Annotated in this window: 16 protein-coding genes and 1 tRNA gene; 10 read left to right on the top strand and 7 right to left on the bottom strand. The window is 71.2% G+C overall.

Annotated elements, in window-relative coordinates:
• Positions 1-73 precede the first annotated feature (73 nt).
• On the bottom strand, positions 74-805 hold the full coding sequence (locus CG723_RS15900) for a maleate cis-trans isomerase family protein (RefSeq protein WP_100594057.1): 732 nt from the start codon (positions 803-805) through the stop codon (positions 74-76).
• Entirely contained in the window at positions 802-1620 is an 819-nt protein-coding gene (locus tag CG723_RS15895; protein ID WP_100594056.1) for a maleate cis-trans isomerase family protein, read from the bottom strand. Before CG723_RS15895 ends, CG723_RS15900 begins: the two co-directional genes overlap by 4 nt.
• On the opposite strand from CG723_RS15895, the gene CG723_RS46210 reads away from it, so the two are divergent.
• Genes CG723_RS46210 through CG723_RS15885 form a run of 3 tightly spaced genes read left to right on the top strand, consistent with a single transcriptional unit; the run spans position 1619 to position 4307 of the window.
• Complete coding sequence (locus CG723_RS46210) at positions 1619-1906, top strand: hypothetical protein (protein ID WP_159032465.1); 288 nt, start codon at positions 1619-1621, stop codon at positions 1904-1906. The two genes, CG723_RS15895 and CG723_RS46210, sit on opposite strands and share 2 nt — an antisense overlap.
• A gap of 52 nt (positions 1907-1958) precedes the next feature.
• Positions 1959-2846, top strand: a complete 888-nt coding sequence (locus CG723_RS15890) for a D-2-hydroxyacid dehydrogenase (RefSeq protein WP_100594305.1) — start codon at positions 1959-1961, stop codon at positions 2844-2846.
• A gap of 57 nt (positions 2847-2903) precedes the next feature.
• The gene (locus CG723_RS15885) at positions 2904-4307 is read left to right on the top strand and encodes an amidase (RefSeq protein WP_100594055.1); all 1404 of its coding nucleotides are present in this window, start codon (positions 2904-2906) and stop codon (positions 4305-4307) included.
• Here the strand turns inward: CG723_RS15885 and CG723_RS15880 are convergent.
• A complete protein-coding gene (locus CG723_RS15880; protein WP_199841800.1) occupies positions 4294-4794 on the bottom strand; it encodes a DUF3830 family protein in 501 nt (166 codons plus the stop codon). The genes CG723_RS15885 and CG723_RS15880 overlap by 14 nt on opposite strands.
• A 109-nt stretch (positions 4795-4903) precedes the next feature.
• On the opposite strand from CG723_RS15880, the gene ehuB reads away from it, so the two are divergent.
• From ehuB to CG723_RS15850, 6 genes are all read left to right on the top strand, one after another.
• Entirely contained in the window at positions 4904-5821 is a 918-nt protein-coding gene (gene ehuB, locus CG723_RS15875; protein ID WP_100594054.1) for an ectoine/hydroxyectoine ABC transporter substrate-binding protein EhuB, read from the top strand.
• Positions 5818-6564 (top strand): ectoine/hydroxyectoine ABC transporter permease subunit EhuC, encoded by a 747-nt coding sequence (gene ehuC, locus CG723_RS15870; protein WP_100594053.1) that lies wholly within the window; start codon positions 5818-5820, stop codon positions 6562-6564. Before ehuB ends, ehuC begins: the two co-directional genes overlap by 4 nt.
• A 47-nt stretch (positions 6565-6611) precedes the next feature.
• On the top strand, positions 6612-7229 hold the full coding sequence (ehuD, locus tag CG723_RS15865; protein ID WP_234374352.1) for an ectoine/hydroxyectoine ABC transporter permease subunit EhuD: 618 nt from the start codon (positions 6612-6614) through the stop codon (positions 7227-7229).
• A 34-nt stretch (positions 7230-7263) separates the two neighbouring features.
• A complete protein-coding gene (ehuA, locus tag CG723_RS15860; RefSeq protein ID WP_199841799.1) occupies positions 7264-8034 on the top strand; it encodes an ectoine/hydroxyectoine ABC transporter ATP-binding protein EhuA in 771 nt (256 codons plus the stop codon).
• Positions 8035-8231: 197 nt separating this feature from the next.
• Positions 8232-8990 carry an IclR family transcriptional regulator gene (locus CG723_RS15855; protein ID WP_100594051.1) on the top strand — a complete coding sequence of 253 codons (759 nt, stop codon included), beginning with the start codon at positions 8232-8234 and terminating at the stop codon, positions 8988-8990.
• Between the two features lie 61 nt (positions 8991-9051).
• A tRNA-Lys gene (locus tag CG723_RS15850) sits at positions 9052-9125 on the top strand.
• Positions 9126-9399: 274 nt separating this feature from the next.
• Here CG723_RS15850 and CG723_RS15845 read toward each other — a convergent pair.
• The 3 genes from CG723_RS15845 to CG723_RS15835 are packed head-to-tail and all read right to left on the bottom strand — an operon-like array spanning position 9400 to position 11737.
• The gene (locus CG723_RS15845; RefSeq protein WP_100594050.1) at positions 9400-10059 is read right to left on the bottom strand and encodes a response regulator; all 660 of its coding nucleotides are present in this window, start codon (positions 10057-10059) and stop codon (positions 9400-9402) included.
• Positions 10044-11309 (bottom strand): sensor histidine kinase, encoded by a 1266-nt coding sequence (locus tag CG723_RS15840; RefSeq protein ID WP_100594049.1) that lies wholly within the window; start codon positions 11307-11309, stop codon positions 10044-10046. The genes CG723_RS15845 and CG723_RS15840 overlap by 16 nt, the downstream gene beginning before the upstream one ends.
• Positions 11306-11737, bottom strand: a complete 432-nt coding sequence (locus CG723_RS15835) for a winged helix-turn-helix transcriptional regulator (protein ID WP_100594048.1) — start codon at positions 11735-11737, stop codon at positions 11306-11308. The genes CG723_RS15840 and CG723_RS15835 overlap by 4 nt, the downstream gene beginning before the upstream one ends.
• Positions 11738-11846: 109 nt before the next feature.
• Here CG723_RS15835 and CG723_RS15830 point away from each other — a divergent pair, with 109 nt between their 5' ends.
• A complete protein-coding gene (locus CG723_RS15830; RefSeq protein WP_100594047.1) occupies positions 11847-12683 on the top strand; it encodes an NAD(P)H-binding protein in 837 nt (278 codons plus the stop codon).
• A gap of 37 nt (positions 12684-12720) precedes the next feature.
• On the opposite strand, the gene CG723_RS15825 is transcribed toward CG723_RS15830, so the two are convergent.
• Complete coding sequence (locus CG723_RS15825; RefSeq protein WP_100594046.1) at positions 12721-14388, bottom strand: long-chain-fatty-acid--CoA ligase; 1668 nt, start codon at positions 14386-14388, stop codon at positions 12721-12723.
• Positions 14389-14418: the final 30 nt, after the last annotated feature.

Raw genomic sequence — 14418 nt, 5'->3', positions numbered from 1 at the left:
TGTCTGCGCCCGGACTTAACGGAGGATGGCTCCGGTTTATTCCGGACACCTTGATCCGGACGCTGGACAAGCATCAGACCTGCACCAGCGGCTCCTTCGTGAAGAGCGCGCCGAGCGCCGGCGCGTTCACCCGCCGCCCCGCGAGCCGCAGCGCCTCCCACACGGTGACCTGGTTGGCCGTCAGGACCGGCTTGCCCAGCTCCTGCTCCAGGTCACGGACGTAGGCCGCCGTGTGCAGGGCCGTGTCCGGCAGGAGCAGCGCCTGCGCGTCCTGGTGATCGCCCGCCACGGCCATCGCCCTGACCTCGGGCCACCCCCAGGTGCCGACCTCGGCCGCCGTGATGATGCCGCTGCCGCGCACCGAGACGACCTCGATGCCGCCCGCCTTCAGGAACGTACGGAAGTGCTCCGCCACGTCCTCCGGGTACGTCGCCGCGATCGCGACGCTGCGCGCGCCGACCTCCGGTACGGCGTGGGCGAACGCGAACGACGTACTGGAGGCGGGCAGGCCCGCGGCCCTGGCCAGGTCCCGCACCTGTTCGTGCGCGCCCTCCCAGCCCCGGACGAAGCTGCCGCTGGTGCACGCCCAGACGACCGCCTCGGCGCCGGCCAGGCGCAGCTCCTCGACACCGGCGGCGAGCCGCTGCGGGGAGCCCATCTCGATCAGCGCGTCGACGCGGTGCGCGTCCTCACCGATGTCCGTGTGGACGACCGACAGCCTCACATCGCTGTCGATCAGCATTTCGATTCGCGGATAGTCGTCCTCGGCCGAGTGTCCCGGGTAGAGAAATCCGACTGCGGTCATGCCCACCCTTCCTGTTCTTCCGGCAGCTCACCGGCCGGTTCCTGCGGCAGCTGCGGCAACTCGCGGGCCGGCCAGTGCCGCGCCGACTCGTCGAGCAGCGCCTGATACGGCCCCACGGCACGGGTACCCAGCCTGCGCAGCGCTGCCCATACCGTGACCTGATTGGCTGAGATCACCGGGATCCGCAGCTCGGCCTCCAGCTGCGGGATGACGTCGTACGTCGGCAGGTTCGTGCAGCTGATGAACAGCGCGTCGGCGTCCTGGCGGGCGGCGCCCCTGGCCATGTCGGCCACGTCCCGGTACGGCACCTTCCAGATGTGCCGGGTCAGGCCGAGGAAGGCGCGGCCCGTGACGGTGATGCCGGCCTCGGCCAGATACTCCTCGAGCGACTCGGTCACCGACCTCGTGTACGGGGTGACCAGGGCGATCCGGCGGGCGCCCAGCTCGGTGAGCGCTTCGAGGAGCGCGCCCGACGTGGTGACGGAGGGGCGTTCGCCCGACCGGAACATCGCCTCGCACATGGCGCGTTCGCCCGCGATGCCGCCGACGAAACTGCCCGACGTACAGGCGTACGCGAGAACCTCGGGTTCGGCGGCGCTCAGCGCGCGCACCGCCTCGCCGAGGGTCTCGTGCTCACTGACCAGACGGGCCAGGTCGAGGCTGACCTCGACGGGCACGAATGGGGTACGGGTGAGGTGCAGTGACACCTCGTCCGGAACCCAGCGCCACAGCTCGCGGTCGAGGGCGAAGTCGAAGGGTGCGACGACACCGACACCGCGTTGCGGGTGCGGTCCGCCGAGGAAGGAGACGTCCATGACAGGCCCCAAGTCTCTTGAGACGTTCGAGACGATGCTGCGGAGAGCCGGCCGGCGGGCCGGGACGTCGGGACAGGGCGGGGGCAACAGAAAAGTGCCTCTGTTGACGAAGGTAGGTTCGGGTGCCAGCGTGGTCAATCCGCACTTTTTCCTACCAATGAAGCGGACCCTCGTTGCCAAACGGTTTCTGCCGATGACCGGCCCGATGACCGGCTCGACGACCAGCCAGATTCCCGGCCCGATGCCCCCCAGTGCGCGGCCCGACGACCGGAGCGAACGTGTCTGAAGTGACTTTGCTGGTGCTCGACGACGACCCCCCGCCGCGCCTGGGCAGGCTCATGGGCCGGGCGCGCGTCGTGCACGCCGACGAGTCGACGCTCGCCGCTCAACTCCCCTCGGCCGACGTGCTGCTCGTCTGGGACTTCCTGTCCGACGCGGTGCGCCGCGCCTGGCCGGGCGAGGGCCCCCGCCCACGCTGGGTGCACACCGCGAGCGCGGGCGTCGACCGGCTGATGTGCCCGGAACTCGCCGCGTCGGACACGGTCGTGACGAACGCGCGCGGCGTCTTCGACCAGCCGATCGCCGAGTACGTGGGCGCGCTCGTCCTGGCCATGGCGAAGGACCTGCCACGTACTCTCGCTCTCCAGGGCGAGCGCGAGTGGCGCCACCGTGAGACGCAGCGCGTCGCGGGCACCCGGGCCTGCGTGGTGGGTTCAGGGCCGATCGGCCGGGCGATCGTCGCGACGCTGAAGGCGCTCGGGATCACGACGGCGCTGGTCGGGCGCACCGCGCGGGCCGGAGTGCACGGGCCGGCGGACCTCGGGCGGCTGACGGCCCGCGCGGACTGGGTGGTGTGCGCGGCGCCGCTGACCGACGACACGCGCGGCATGTTCGACGCGCGGCTCTTCGGGATGATGCAGCCGTCCGCCCGCTTCATCAACGTGGGCCGCGGCCAGCTCGTGGTCGAGGACGATCTCGCGGACGCGCTGGCCAAGCGGTGGATCGCGGGCGCGGCGCTCGATGTCTTCGAGCACGAGCCGCTGCCGGGGGACAGCGCCCTGTGGACGGCGCCCGGCCTGATCGTCTCCCCGCACATGAGCGGTGACATCGTCGGCTGGCGGGACGAACTGTCGCGCCAGTTCGTGGAGTTCTACGAGAAATGGGCGTCCGGTGAGCAGCTTCCGAACGTGGTCGACAAGAAACGTGGGTATGTCCCCGGACACTGACCGATCTGAATGATCACGTCCTGGATCGGCACTCCCGGATCGACCTGAGGAGAGCGGATGACCGACCTCACCGAGCTGACCGCGGAAGCGCTCGTCGACGGCTACCGCAAGGGCGGGTTCAGCCCCGTCGATGCCACGCGGGCCGTCCTGCGCCGCATCGAGGAGGTGGACCCCGCGGTCAACGCCTTCGTGCGGCTCGACACGGAGACCGCCCTCGCGCAGGCGAAGGCGAGCGCGGAGCGCTGGCGGCGAGGTGAGCCACAGGGCCTGGTGGACGGGGTCCCGGTGTCGGTGAAGGACATTCTGCTGATGCGCGGCGGGCCGACGCTGCGCGGTTCGCGCACGGTGCGGGCCGAGGGCGCGTGGGACGAGGACGCGCCGTCGGTGGCGCGGCTGCGCGAGCACGGCGCGGTGTTCGTGGGCCGTACGACGACGCCGGAGTTCGGCTGGAAGGGCGTCACGGACTCGCCGCTGTCCGGCGCGACCCGCAATCCGTACGACCTCTCGCGCACCTCGGGCGGATCGAGCGGCGGCAGCGCGGCGGCGGTGGCGCTCGGGGCGGGGCCGCTGTCCCTGGGCACCGACGGCGGCGGCTCGGTGCGGATCCCGGCGGCGTTCTGCGGGATCTTCGGCCTGAAGCCGACGTACGGGCGGGTGCCGCTCTATCCCGCGTCCGCGTTCGGGACGCTCTCGCACGTGGGGCCGATGACGCGGGACGTGGCCGACGCGGCGCTGATGATGGACGTGATCACCGGTGCGGACTGGCGCGACTGGTCGCAGCTCGGCCCGGTGGAGGGCGGTTTCCGCGACGGGCTGAGCGGCGGGGTGCGGGGACTGCGCGTCGCGTTCTCACCGTCGTTCGGCGGGCAGGTCGCGGTGCGGCCGGCGGTCGCGGCGGCGGTCCGCAAGGCCGTTGAGGGGCTCGCGGGGCTCGGGGCGTACGTCGAGGAGGCCGATCCGGACGTCACGGACCCGGTCGAGGCGTTCCACACGCTGTGGTTCAGCGGGGCGGCACGCGTGACACAGAACCTCTCGCCCGCGCAGCGCGCGCTGCTCGATCCGGGCCTGCGCGAGATCTGTGCGCAGGGGTCCGGGTACAGCGCGCTCGCCTATCTCGCGGCGGTCGACGTGCGGGCCGAGCTCGGGCGGCGGATGGGCCGGTTCCACTCGACGTACGACCTGCTGGTGACGCCGACGCTGCCGCTGACGGCGTTCGAGGCGGGGACCGAGGTGCCGAAGGGGTCGGGGCTGCGGCGCTGGACGGGGTGGACGCCGTTCACGTACCCGTTCAACCTGACGCAGCAGCCGGCCGCGACCGTCCCGGTCGGGGTGGACGCGGACGGGCTGCCGGTGGGGCTTCAGATCGTGGGCGCGCGGCACGCGGACGCGCTGGTCCTGCGTGCCGCGCACAGCCTGTACGAGGCGGGGATCGCCGGAATTCCGGCGCCTACGCTCGCCTGAACTCGAGCGTCTCGCCCAGCGCGCCACCGCGCCACAGGTCCTGGCAGGCCTCGGCCATCCGGTCGAGGCCTTCCACGACCTGGCCCCAGACGATGCCGGGGACCCAGCCGACGTCGCCGTTGATCAGCAGGTTGTTGCGCTCGTAGAAGAGGGCGAGGTCGACGACGACGGCGCCGGGCTTCAGCTCGGCGCCGGATTCATAGCCATATGCCTGGGTCCCCAGTTCCGTACCGGAAAAGGAGAAATAGCAGAGGTCCCCCGGAATGGGGGTGATGGTCGGGTTCTCCAGGGGTGGTTCCCGGTCCGCGAATGCCGGGAAAAGGGCGTAGATCTCGTTGCGCGCGTATTTCGCGTGGTAGACGTCGGAGCCCAGTGGAAGCGCGTCCCACACCGCCGCGCAGGTCAGCGGAGCGCGGTCGTCGAGCAGCTTTGCCGTGCACTGAACTCCCCGCTTGGCGAGGGAGACTTCGATGTATCGGTCGGCCATGCCCTCCATGTTCAGCCCCATGGTCCCCCCTGGGTCAAGGGCGCCCCGCTCGCATCAGGGGCTTGAATTGATACGCATAGGTCGTGTCGAGTCGGGTAGCCGCGCGCCCATGGCTCCACCTATTTGGAATGTCACAGAAGGAACACAAAGCCTAGAAGGCAACAGAAAGGGCATACGTCGACGATCTCTGCTCATCGGTGCCACCGCTCTCGGCGCGACGGGCGCCCTCGGGGCCGCGGGGTGCAGCCGCGTACCGAACGGCGACACCCTCGCCCGGCTCCAGGGGCAGGGCACGGTGCGTCTCGGGATCGCGGGCGAGGTGCCGTACGGCTACATCGACGACAACGGCGAGTTCACCGGTGAGGCAGTCGAACTCGCCAAGGTCATCTTCAAACGGCTCGGTGTCGGCCATGTCCAGCCCGTCGCCACCGACTTCAGCTCCCTGATACCCGGCCTGCAGACCCAGCAGTTCGATGTGGTGTCGGCCGGGATGTACATCAACAAGGAGCGCTGTCGGCAGGTCATCTTCTCCGACCCCGAGTACCAGATGCTCGACTCCTTCATCGTCCGCAAGGGCAACCCGAAGGACCTGCACGACTACGCGGACTGCGTGAAGGCGAAGGCGAAGTTCGGCACGGGCACCGGCTACGCGGAGATCGCCTACGCGGTCGAGGCGGGCTACAAGGAGAGCGACATCGTCATCCTCCAGGACCAGGTCGCCGGCCTGAACGCCGTGGAGGCGGGACGCATCGACGTGTTCGCCGGCACCGCCCTCACCACCCGTGAGGTGACGAAGAAGAGCCGCAAAGCCGAGCACACCGAGCCGTTCGCGCCCCTGGTCGGAGGCAAGAAGCACGTCGACGGCGGCGGGTTCACGTTCCGCTCGAACGACACCGCGATGCGCGACGCCTTCAACAAGGAGATCCACAAGATGAAGGCGAGCGGCGAACTCTTCCGCATCCTGCGGCCGTTCGGTTTCACGCAGGCCGAGATGACGAAGCTGACCGCAGAGGAGCTGTGCAAATGACAGCGGGACTGTGGGAACACTGGGTCCTTCCGGGCATCTGGATCACGATCCAGCTGGCCGTGTACAGCGCGGCCCTCGCGACCGTCGTCGCCTTCGGTGTGGGAATGGCCCGCACCCACAGGCTGTGGATCGTGCGCTTCGCCGCGGGCTTCTACACCGAGGTCTTCCGCGGCACGTCGGCGCTGATCCTGATGTTCTGGATCTTCTTCGTGCTGCCGCAGCTCGCCGGCTGGTCCCTGGTCCCGATGTGGGCCGCGGTCCTGGCGCTCGGCCTGTCCTACGGCGCGTACGGCGCCGAGGTGGTGCGCGGCGCGCTGAACTCGGTGACGCCCGCTCAGCGCGAAGCGGGGGTCGCGCTGAGCTTCACCCCCTGGCAGCGGATGCGGCTGATCCTGCTGCCGCAGGCCGTGCCGGAGATGATCCCGCCGTTCTCGAACCTGCTGATCGAACTCCTCAAGGGCACCGCCCTGGTCTCGCTGCTCGGCATCGGTGACGTCTCCTTCGCCGCGTACCTGGTGCGCCTCGCCACCCAGGAGAGCGCCGAGATCTACGCGATCACCCTCGTCATCTACTTCGTGATCGCCTTCCTGCTCACGCGCGGGATGCGCGCGCTCGAGCGCAAGACCAAGGCCGGTATCGGCCAGCGCCCCGACCCGGGAATCGGCATCATGCGCAAGCTCAACATCCGCCAGACGACGGACGTCTCACAGGTTCCCACCAGCGCGGGAGGTGGCGGCGCGTGATCACTACCGCTTCCGACACCTGGGACTGGTCGGCCGTCGCCGACTTCATGCCGCACTTCTGGGACGGCGTGCTCGTCACGCTTCAGGCCCTCGTCCTCGGCTCGCTGATCTCCTTCAGCGTCGGCCTGGTCTGGGCCCTCGCCCTCCGCGCCCCGACGCGCTCCGTGCGCTGGCCGGTGGGCGTCGTCACCGAGTTCATCCGCAACACCCCGCTGCTCGTGCAGCTCTTCTTCCTGTACTTCGTGCTGCCGGAGTGGGGCATCCAGTTCTCCGCCCTGACCACCGGCATCGTCGCCATCGGCCTGCACTACTCGACGTACACCGCGCAGGTCTACCGCGCGGGCATCGAGGCCGTGCCCGTCGGCCAGTGGGAGGCGGCACGGGCGCTGAGCCTGCCGTACGGCAGGACGTGGACGGCGGTGATCCTGCCGCAGGCGATCCGCCGCGTGATCCCCGCGCTCGGCAACTACGTGATCGCGATGCTGAAGGACACCCCGCTGCTCGCCGGGATCGGCGTGCTCGAACTGCTGCAGCGGTCCCGCCTGGAAGCGGCCCAGACCTTCCAGTACACGGAGGCCCTCACGGTCGTGGGTGTCGCCTTCATCGTCATCGCCTACCCCTCCTCCCTCCTCCTCCGAGCCCTGGAGCGACGTCTTGTCCGCTGACCCGAACCTCCCCGTAGACCAGGCCAACCCGAAGGTGGACGGCAGCGAGCTGATCCGCTTCGACAAGGTCGTCAAGCGCTTCGGCGGGAACACCGTCCTCGACGAGCTCGACTTCTCCGTCGACTCCGGCAAGCACGTCACGCTGATCGGCCCGTCCGGCTCCGGCAAGACGACGATCCTGCGGCTCCTGATGACCCTGATCAAGCCCGACGAGGGCACGATCAAGGTCAACGGCGAGTTCCTCACGCACGAGGAGAAGGCCGGCAAGCTCGTCCCGGCCGGCGAGAAGCACATCCGCGAGGTCCGCAAGAACATCGGGATGGTCTTCCAGCAGTTCAACCTCTTCCCGAACATGAAGGTCCTGCGCAACATCATGGAGGCGCCGGTCACCGTGCTCGGCCTCTCCAAGGACGAGGCGGAGCAGCGCGCCCGCGAGCTGCTCGACATGGTCGGTCTCGGCGACCGCTGCGACGCCTACCCGACGCAGCTCTCCGGCGGCCAGCAGCAGCGCGTCGCCATCGCCCGCGCCCTCGCGATGCGCCCGCAGGTACTGCTCCTCGACGAGGTCACCTCCGCGCTCGACCCGGAGCTCGTCGCCGGCGTCCTGGACGTGCTGCGCGACATCGCGCACACCACGGACATCACGATGCTCTGCGTGACCCACGAGATGAATTTCGCCCGGGACATCTCGGACCAGGTCCTGATGTTCGACGCCGGCCGGGTCATCGAGTCGGGGCCGCCGGAGAAGATCTTCAGCGATCCGGAGCACGAGCGGACGCGGGAATTTCTCAGCGCAGTGCTGTGACCACGATCAGTGAGGTCCACTAAGTCCCGAGGTCCCGAACCTGGGGCATGACCTTGGCATATGCCAGGGTGGCGCGCTCCTGCTGACAGGCCCGGAGCGCGCCACCAAAGTCGCCAACTGGCGCCCCACAAAGGCCCCTTGGCAGCTATCGTGGACCGAAGCCAGCTGTCCGGAACCGGTCCTTGCAGGGGGATGCCGTGGCGCTGAAGCACGAGCCGATCGCGCAGCACCAGTCGGTGCAGCACGCCCTTCGTGTGCTCGAAACCGTCGCACGACGCGGCGTCGGCGTCACCGACACCGAGCTCAGCAACGAGACCGGACTGCCCGCCGAGCGACTCGCCCCACTGCTGCGCATGCTCCGCCGCGAGGGGTACGTGGAGCAGACCTCCGACGGCGCGTACGTCACGGGCGAGACGCTGACCAGCCTCGGCTCGACGCAGGGCCGCGAGGACGCGCTCACCGCGAGCCTCCAGCACACCCTCGACCGGCTGCGCGAGACCCTGGGCGCCGCGGTCTATCTCAGCCGGTACGTGGACGGCGAGATCCGCATCACCCAGCTCGCCCAGGGCCCCACGACCCCCGCGGTCAACGAGTGGGTGGACTTCCGCTCCGCGGCGCACGCCAGCGCGATCGGCAAGAGCCTCCTCGGCCAGCTCGACCTCAACGCGCGGCGCGACCACCTCTCCCGCCACAAGATGGCCCGCCTCACCTCGCGCACGATCACCAACGAGCGCGTCCTGCTCTCCAAGCTCGACGCCCAGCCCGCGACGGTGCCGGTCCTCGACCTCCAGGAGTACGCGGTGGGCACGGTGTGCGCCGCCGTCCCGCTCACGGCCGGCTCCTCAGTGGGCGCACTGGCCCTCTCGCTCCCCATCGAGCACGCCCACCGGCTGCACCACGCGGCAAACACGCTGAACCGCGGAGCGGCCCCGGTCCTGCTCTCCCTGGCGATCTAGGCACCCGCCCGGGTGTGTCAGGAGCACCCCTCAGAACCAGGTATTATTTTCGAGTCAGCAGGCGCCGCTAGCTCAGTTGGTTAGAGCAGCTGACTCTTAATCAGCGGGTCCGGGGTTCGAGTCCCTGGCGGCGCACAGACACGGTGAATGCCCTCCACGCGAGTGGGGGGCATTCACTATTTACCGGCCCGCCCCGACCCAGCGAAGGCGGCTGGGGGTCCGGGGGTCGTCCCCCGGGAAGACACAGCATCAGCGGGTCCGGGGTTCGAGTCCCTGGCGGCGCACGTTGTCGTTGGCGAGGCGTGTTCGCGTAAAGCGCGAACCGTCTCGCCAACGTTGTTTCTGCGCGGCTGCGCCGCGCGTTGTGGGGGCTCTGCCACCCACACCCCCAGGTTCGGGTCCCCGCCCCTCAAGCCCGCAAGTACGCCAGCACAGCCAGCACCCTGCGATGAGTGTCCGTATCGTCCGCCGGGGGCAGGTCCAGTTTTCCCAGGATGTTGCCGATGTGCTTGCCGACGGCCGCCTCGCTCACCACCAGGTCCCGGGCGATCGCTCCGTTCGATCTGCCCTCGGCGACCAGGGCGAGGACCTCGCGTTCCCGCGGGGTGAGGCGATCCAGCGGGTCGCGGCGGCGGCGCAGCAGCTGGCGTACGACTTCGGGGTCGACCACCGTGCCGCCGGAGGCAACCCGTTCCACCGCCTCGACGAACTGCTCGACCTGGCCCACGCGGTCCTTGAGCAGATAACCGACGCCGGTGCCGTCGCCCGTGTCGAGGAGCTCGGCCGCGTACGAGCGCTGCACGTACTGGCTGAGGACCAGCACCGGCAGGCCGGGGCGGTCCGCGCGCAGGGCGAGCGCGGCGCGCAGGCCCTCGTCCTGGAAGCCGGGCGGCATCCGTACGTCGGTGAGCACGAGGTCCGGCGTGTGCTCGGCGACGGCGGCGCGCAGCGCGTCCGCGTCACCGACCGCGGCGACCACCTCGTGCCCGAACCGGGCGAGCAGGCCGACGAGACCCTCGCGGAGCAGCACGGCGTCCTCGGCGAGGACCACTCTCAGAGCGCTGGACACGGGATCTCCAGGGACAGGGCGGTCGGCCCGCCGGCCGGGCTGATGATCGTCAGTGTGCCATCGAGGACGGCGAGCCGGTCGGCGAGGCCGGTGAGCCCGCTGCCGCGCGCGGGATCGGCGCCGCCGCCCCCGTCGTCCTGTACGTCGATGACGAGCCGGCCGCGCTCGTGGCGTGCGGTGAGGACGACACGGTCGGCGCCACTGTGCTTGGCGGTGTTGGCGAGGGCCTCGCACACCGCGAAGTAGGCGGCGGATTCGACGGGTCCGGGCAGGCGGGGCAGGTCGATGCGGGTGTCGACGGGGACGGCCGAGCGGTCGGCGGCGTCGTCGAGGGCGGCCGCGAGCCCGTAGTCGGCGAGGACCTGAGGGTGGATTCCGTGGATCAACTCCCTCAGCTCCACGAGCACTTGGCCCGCCTCCTCGTGCGCGGTGGCGATGTGCTCGGCGAGCGGTCCCGTCGCGGGGGCGTCGAGGCGGGCGAGCCCGAGGCTCATCGTGAGGGCGACCAGGCGCTGTTGGGCGCCGTCGTGCAGGTCTCGCTCGATGCGGCGCCGCTCGGCCTCGAACGCGGCGACCAGGCGCGCTCGCGACCTGGTGACCTCCGCGAGCCGCGCCTCCTCCTCCGTCTCGCGGGGCGCGAGCAGCAGCCGGGCGAGCGCCGCCCGCGCGGCGGCGTAGGCGCCGAGCGGGTAGAGGAGCACCGCCAGCAGGGCGAGCCCGGCGACGGCGCACAGGCCGGCCTGCCAGTAGGAGTCGATGAGCCACAGCTTCACGACCCGGGTGTCGTGCCCGGCGCTCACCAGCTGGACCGGCGCCGCCGCCACCGCCCCCGCGAGGCCGATCGTGCAGATCAGGACCAGCAGGTCCAGCGGCCACAGGACGAGCGCGAGGAGCGCGGCGTAGGCGAGTTCACGCCAGGTCGCCTGTTCGCCGAGGCGCAGCCGCAGCCAGGCCGTGGCGCCGGGCTCGGCCGGTGTGCGGTGCGGGCTGGGTGCCGCCTGCCCGGTCACGGGCCGCAGTCGGCGTCGCTCCAGCGCCCCGACCGGGACCCCGGCGAGCGAGAGCAGGGCGAGCAGCGGCAGCCCCACGAGGACGAGGGAGAGCACGGCGCCCGCGACGCCGAGCGTCACGAAGGTGACCAGGAGCGGCGCTCCGACGAGCACCCCTCCCGCGAGATACCCGGCGGCGCGCCACGGGGCGCTGCCGCGCAGGTAGGAGGGGCCGCGCGGAGAGGCGGCGAGGGAGGTCACCGGGCGGGCCCAGCGGCTGGGGACGGCCCGGTGACCGGGGCCGTCCCCGCCCCCTCCCCCGCGTCGAACCTCTCCCGCGCCTCCTCGACCAGGGGCAGATGCCCGGACGACCACTCGGCCAGCGTCGCGAACAGCGGGGCGAGGCTGCGGCCCAGGTCGCTGATCTCGTACTCGACCCGCGGCGGCACCTCCGGGTAGTACGTGCGCACGACGAGTCCGTCGCGCTCCATCTGCCGCAGGCGCTGCGTGAGCACCTTCGGCGTGATGGTGCCGATGGCGCGCTGGAGCTGCACGAAGCGCTGGGTGCCGTACTCGTTGAGCGCCCACAGGATCGGCGTGGTCCAGCGGCTGAAGACGATGTCGAGAACCGGCGAGATCGGGCAGGCCTGCTCGGGCCCCCCGCCCTTCCGCCATGCACTGCCGCTCATAAAGACCTCCCGGAAAGTCACTTTCCTCTAGGTACCTACTTTACTCAGGATGCTAGCTTTCGAGAACAGAGCGGGGCGCCAAGGTCCCCTCAGTTCAAGGGAGTTGAAGATGATCGTTGTCACGGGTGCCACCGGGAACGTCGGCCGTCCGCTCGTCGCCGCCCTGACCGCCGCCGGTGAGCAGGTCACCGCCGTGTCCCGCCGCCCCGCGCCGGACCTGCCCGTACGCCACGTACAGGCGGACGTCGGCGACGCGGCCGGCCTGCGGCCCGCGCTGGAGGGGGCCGACGCGCTGTTCCTGCTGATCGGGGCGGAGCTGCACCAGGCCGGGGAGCCGCCGGCCGCCGTGCTCGACGTGGCGAAGGCGGCCGGTGTACGCCGCGTGGTCCTGCTCTCCTCGCAGGGAGCGGTGACGCGGCCCGACGCCGTCTCGCACGCCAGGCTGCACGCGTTCGAGGAGGCCGTGCGACAGTCGGGCCTGGACTGGACGCTGCTGCGCCCCGGCGGTTTCGCCTCGAACGCCTTCGCGTGGGCCGACTCCATCCGCGCCGACCGCACCGTCGCCGCCCCCTTCGCCGATGTGGCGCTGCCGGTCGTCGACCCGGCGGACGTCGCGGCGGTCGCGTCCGTCGCGCTGCGCGAGGACGGTCACGCGGGCCGGGCCTACGAGCTGACAGGACCGGTGGCGGTGTCACCGCGCGAGCAGGCCGCGGCGCTCGGCGAGGCGATCGGCGCCGAGGTGCGGTTCACCGAACTGAGCCGCGCGGAGGCCCGCGCCTTCATGACGCGGTTCATGCCGGAGCCGGTCGTGGACGGCACGCTCGACATCCTCGGCTCGCCGCTCCCCGCCGAGCAGCGGGTGAGCCCGGACATCCGCACCCTGCTCGGCCGCGAGCCCGGCACGTTCGCACACTGGGCGGCCCGCAACGCGGCGGCCTTCGCCTGAGCAGTCCCCCAGGGGCGCGCGCCGAGGTGCACACGCCTCACCGGTCGAGCAGCTCCGATCTCCCGTGTGCCGCGTACTCCTGCGAGAGCGCCGTGACGTCGGCATCGGTGAGGCTCCGGTACCCGCTCTCCCCCGGCGGCCGCCACCACACGGGGTCCGCGCACCGGAACCCCTCGCGGCGCAGCCCCACCCGGTGCACCTTGTTCGTCGCGGTGACGGGCATCCGCCCCACGATCCGGACGAAGCGAGGCGCCATCTTCGTCCCCAAGTCGGCCTGCGAGAGCAGGAATTCGGCGAAGCCGAGCGGGTCGAAGGGTTCGGCCGGGTCCGTCCCGCGCAGGGCGAGCGTCGCCATCACCTGGTCGCCGGCCACCGGGTCGGGCACGCCGTACACGGCGACCGCGGCAGCGTGTTCGTACCGGGCGAGGATGTTCTCGATCATCGCGGGCGCCAGGTTCTCGCTGTCGACCCGGAGCCGGTCGTCGGTGCGACCCGCGAAGTACAGGAACCCCTCGCGGTCGCGGTAGAAAAGATCCCCCGTCCAGTACCAGCCGTCCCGTACGCGCTGTGCGTGCGCGTCCTCGTTGCGCCAGTACCCCTCGAAGGGCGTGCGGCCACGGTTGACCAACTCCCCTATCGCGGCCGCCCCGTTGAGGAGACGGCCGTCCGCGTCGAACTCCGCGGGCGGGCACTCCCGACGGGTGGCCGCGTCGACGACGGCCAGGTCGTCCCCCGGTGTCGCCCGCCCTATCGCCCCGGCCGGTGTCCCCGCCGAGCGCTGGATGGCGGCGCCGCCCTCGGACGACCCGTACCCCTCCACGAGCCGCACCCCGAACCGCTCGGCGAACCGCGCCGCGTCCACCGCCCCCGCCTCCGTGCCGAATCCCATCCGCAGCGGGTTGTCCCGGTCGTCGGGCCGCTCGTCGGTGGCCAGGATGTACTGCACGGCCCGCCCGACATACGTGAAGTACGTGGCCCCGTACGCCCGTACGTCGCCCAGGAAGCGGGACGCCGAGAACCGGCGCCGCAGCGCCACGCCCGCACCCGCCGCGACGGCCGGCGCCCAGTCGGCGATCACCGCGTTGCCGTGGAACAGCGGCATGCAGATGTAGTGGACGTCGTCGGGGCGCACGCCGAACTGGCCGACGAGCGACTGCCCGGCCGCCGCAAGGCGCCCCTGCGAGCAGATCGCGGCCTTGGGCGCGCCCGTGGAGCCGGAGGTGAAGTAGAGCAGCATGCGGGTTTCGGGGGTGGCGCGCGCGGGGTCGGGCTTGGCTCCCTCGTACGGCGCGAGCAGCTCACCGTAAGCGTCGGAGTCCGTCACCAGGATGCGTACCCCCGGGAGTCGGAGCCCGTCGAGCAGCGGCAGACGAGACCGCTCGGTGACGAGGACGCGGCAGTCGGTGTGGAGGATGTCGCGGGCGAGTTCGGGGCCGCGCCGGGTCGGGTTGACGCCGGCGACGGCGGCGCCCGCGAGGGCGGCGGCGCTCAGCCAGAGCGGGAACTCCGGGGTGTTGTCGAGGAGTACGCCGATGTGCGGCTCCGCTCCCCTGGGCAGCAGGTCGGCGAGGAGCGCGGCCCGGGCGGCGGCGCCCGCAGCCACCTCGTGATGACTGAGGACCTGGTCCTCGCACCACAGTCCGGGGCGGTGGTCGCCCCAACGCTCCTGTACGAGTTCCGCGACGGTACGCCTCATGGGACCCATGACCGGGCACCATAATTGACGCATCGTCAG

It is taken from the genome of Streptomyces sp. CB01635, assembly GCF_002803065.1.
Lineage (GTDB): Bacteria > Actinomycetota > Actinomycetes > Streptomycetales > Streptomycetaceae > Streptomyces.
Note: the sequence above shows the minus strand (reverse complement) of the source record. Positions and strands in the feature narration are given on the sequence as shown.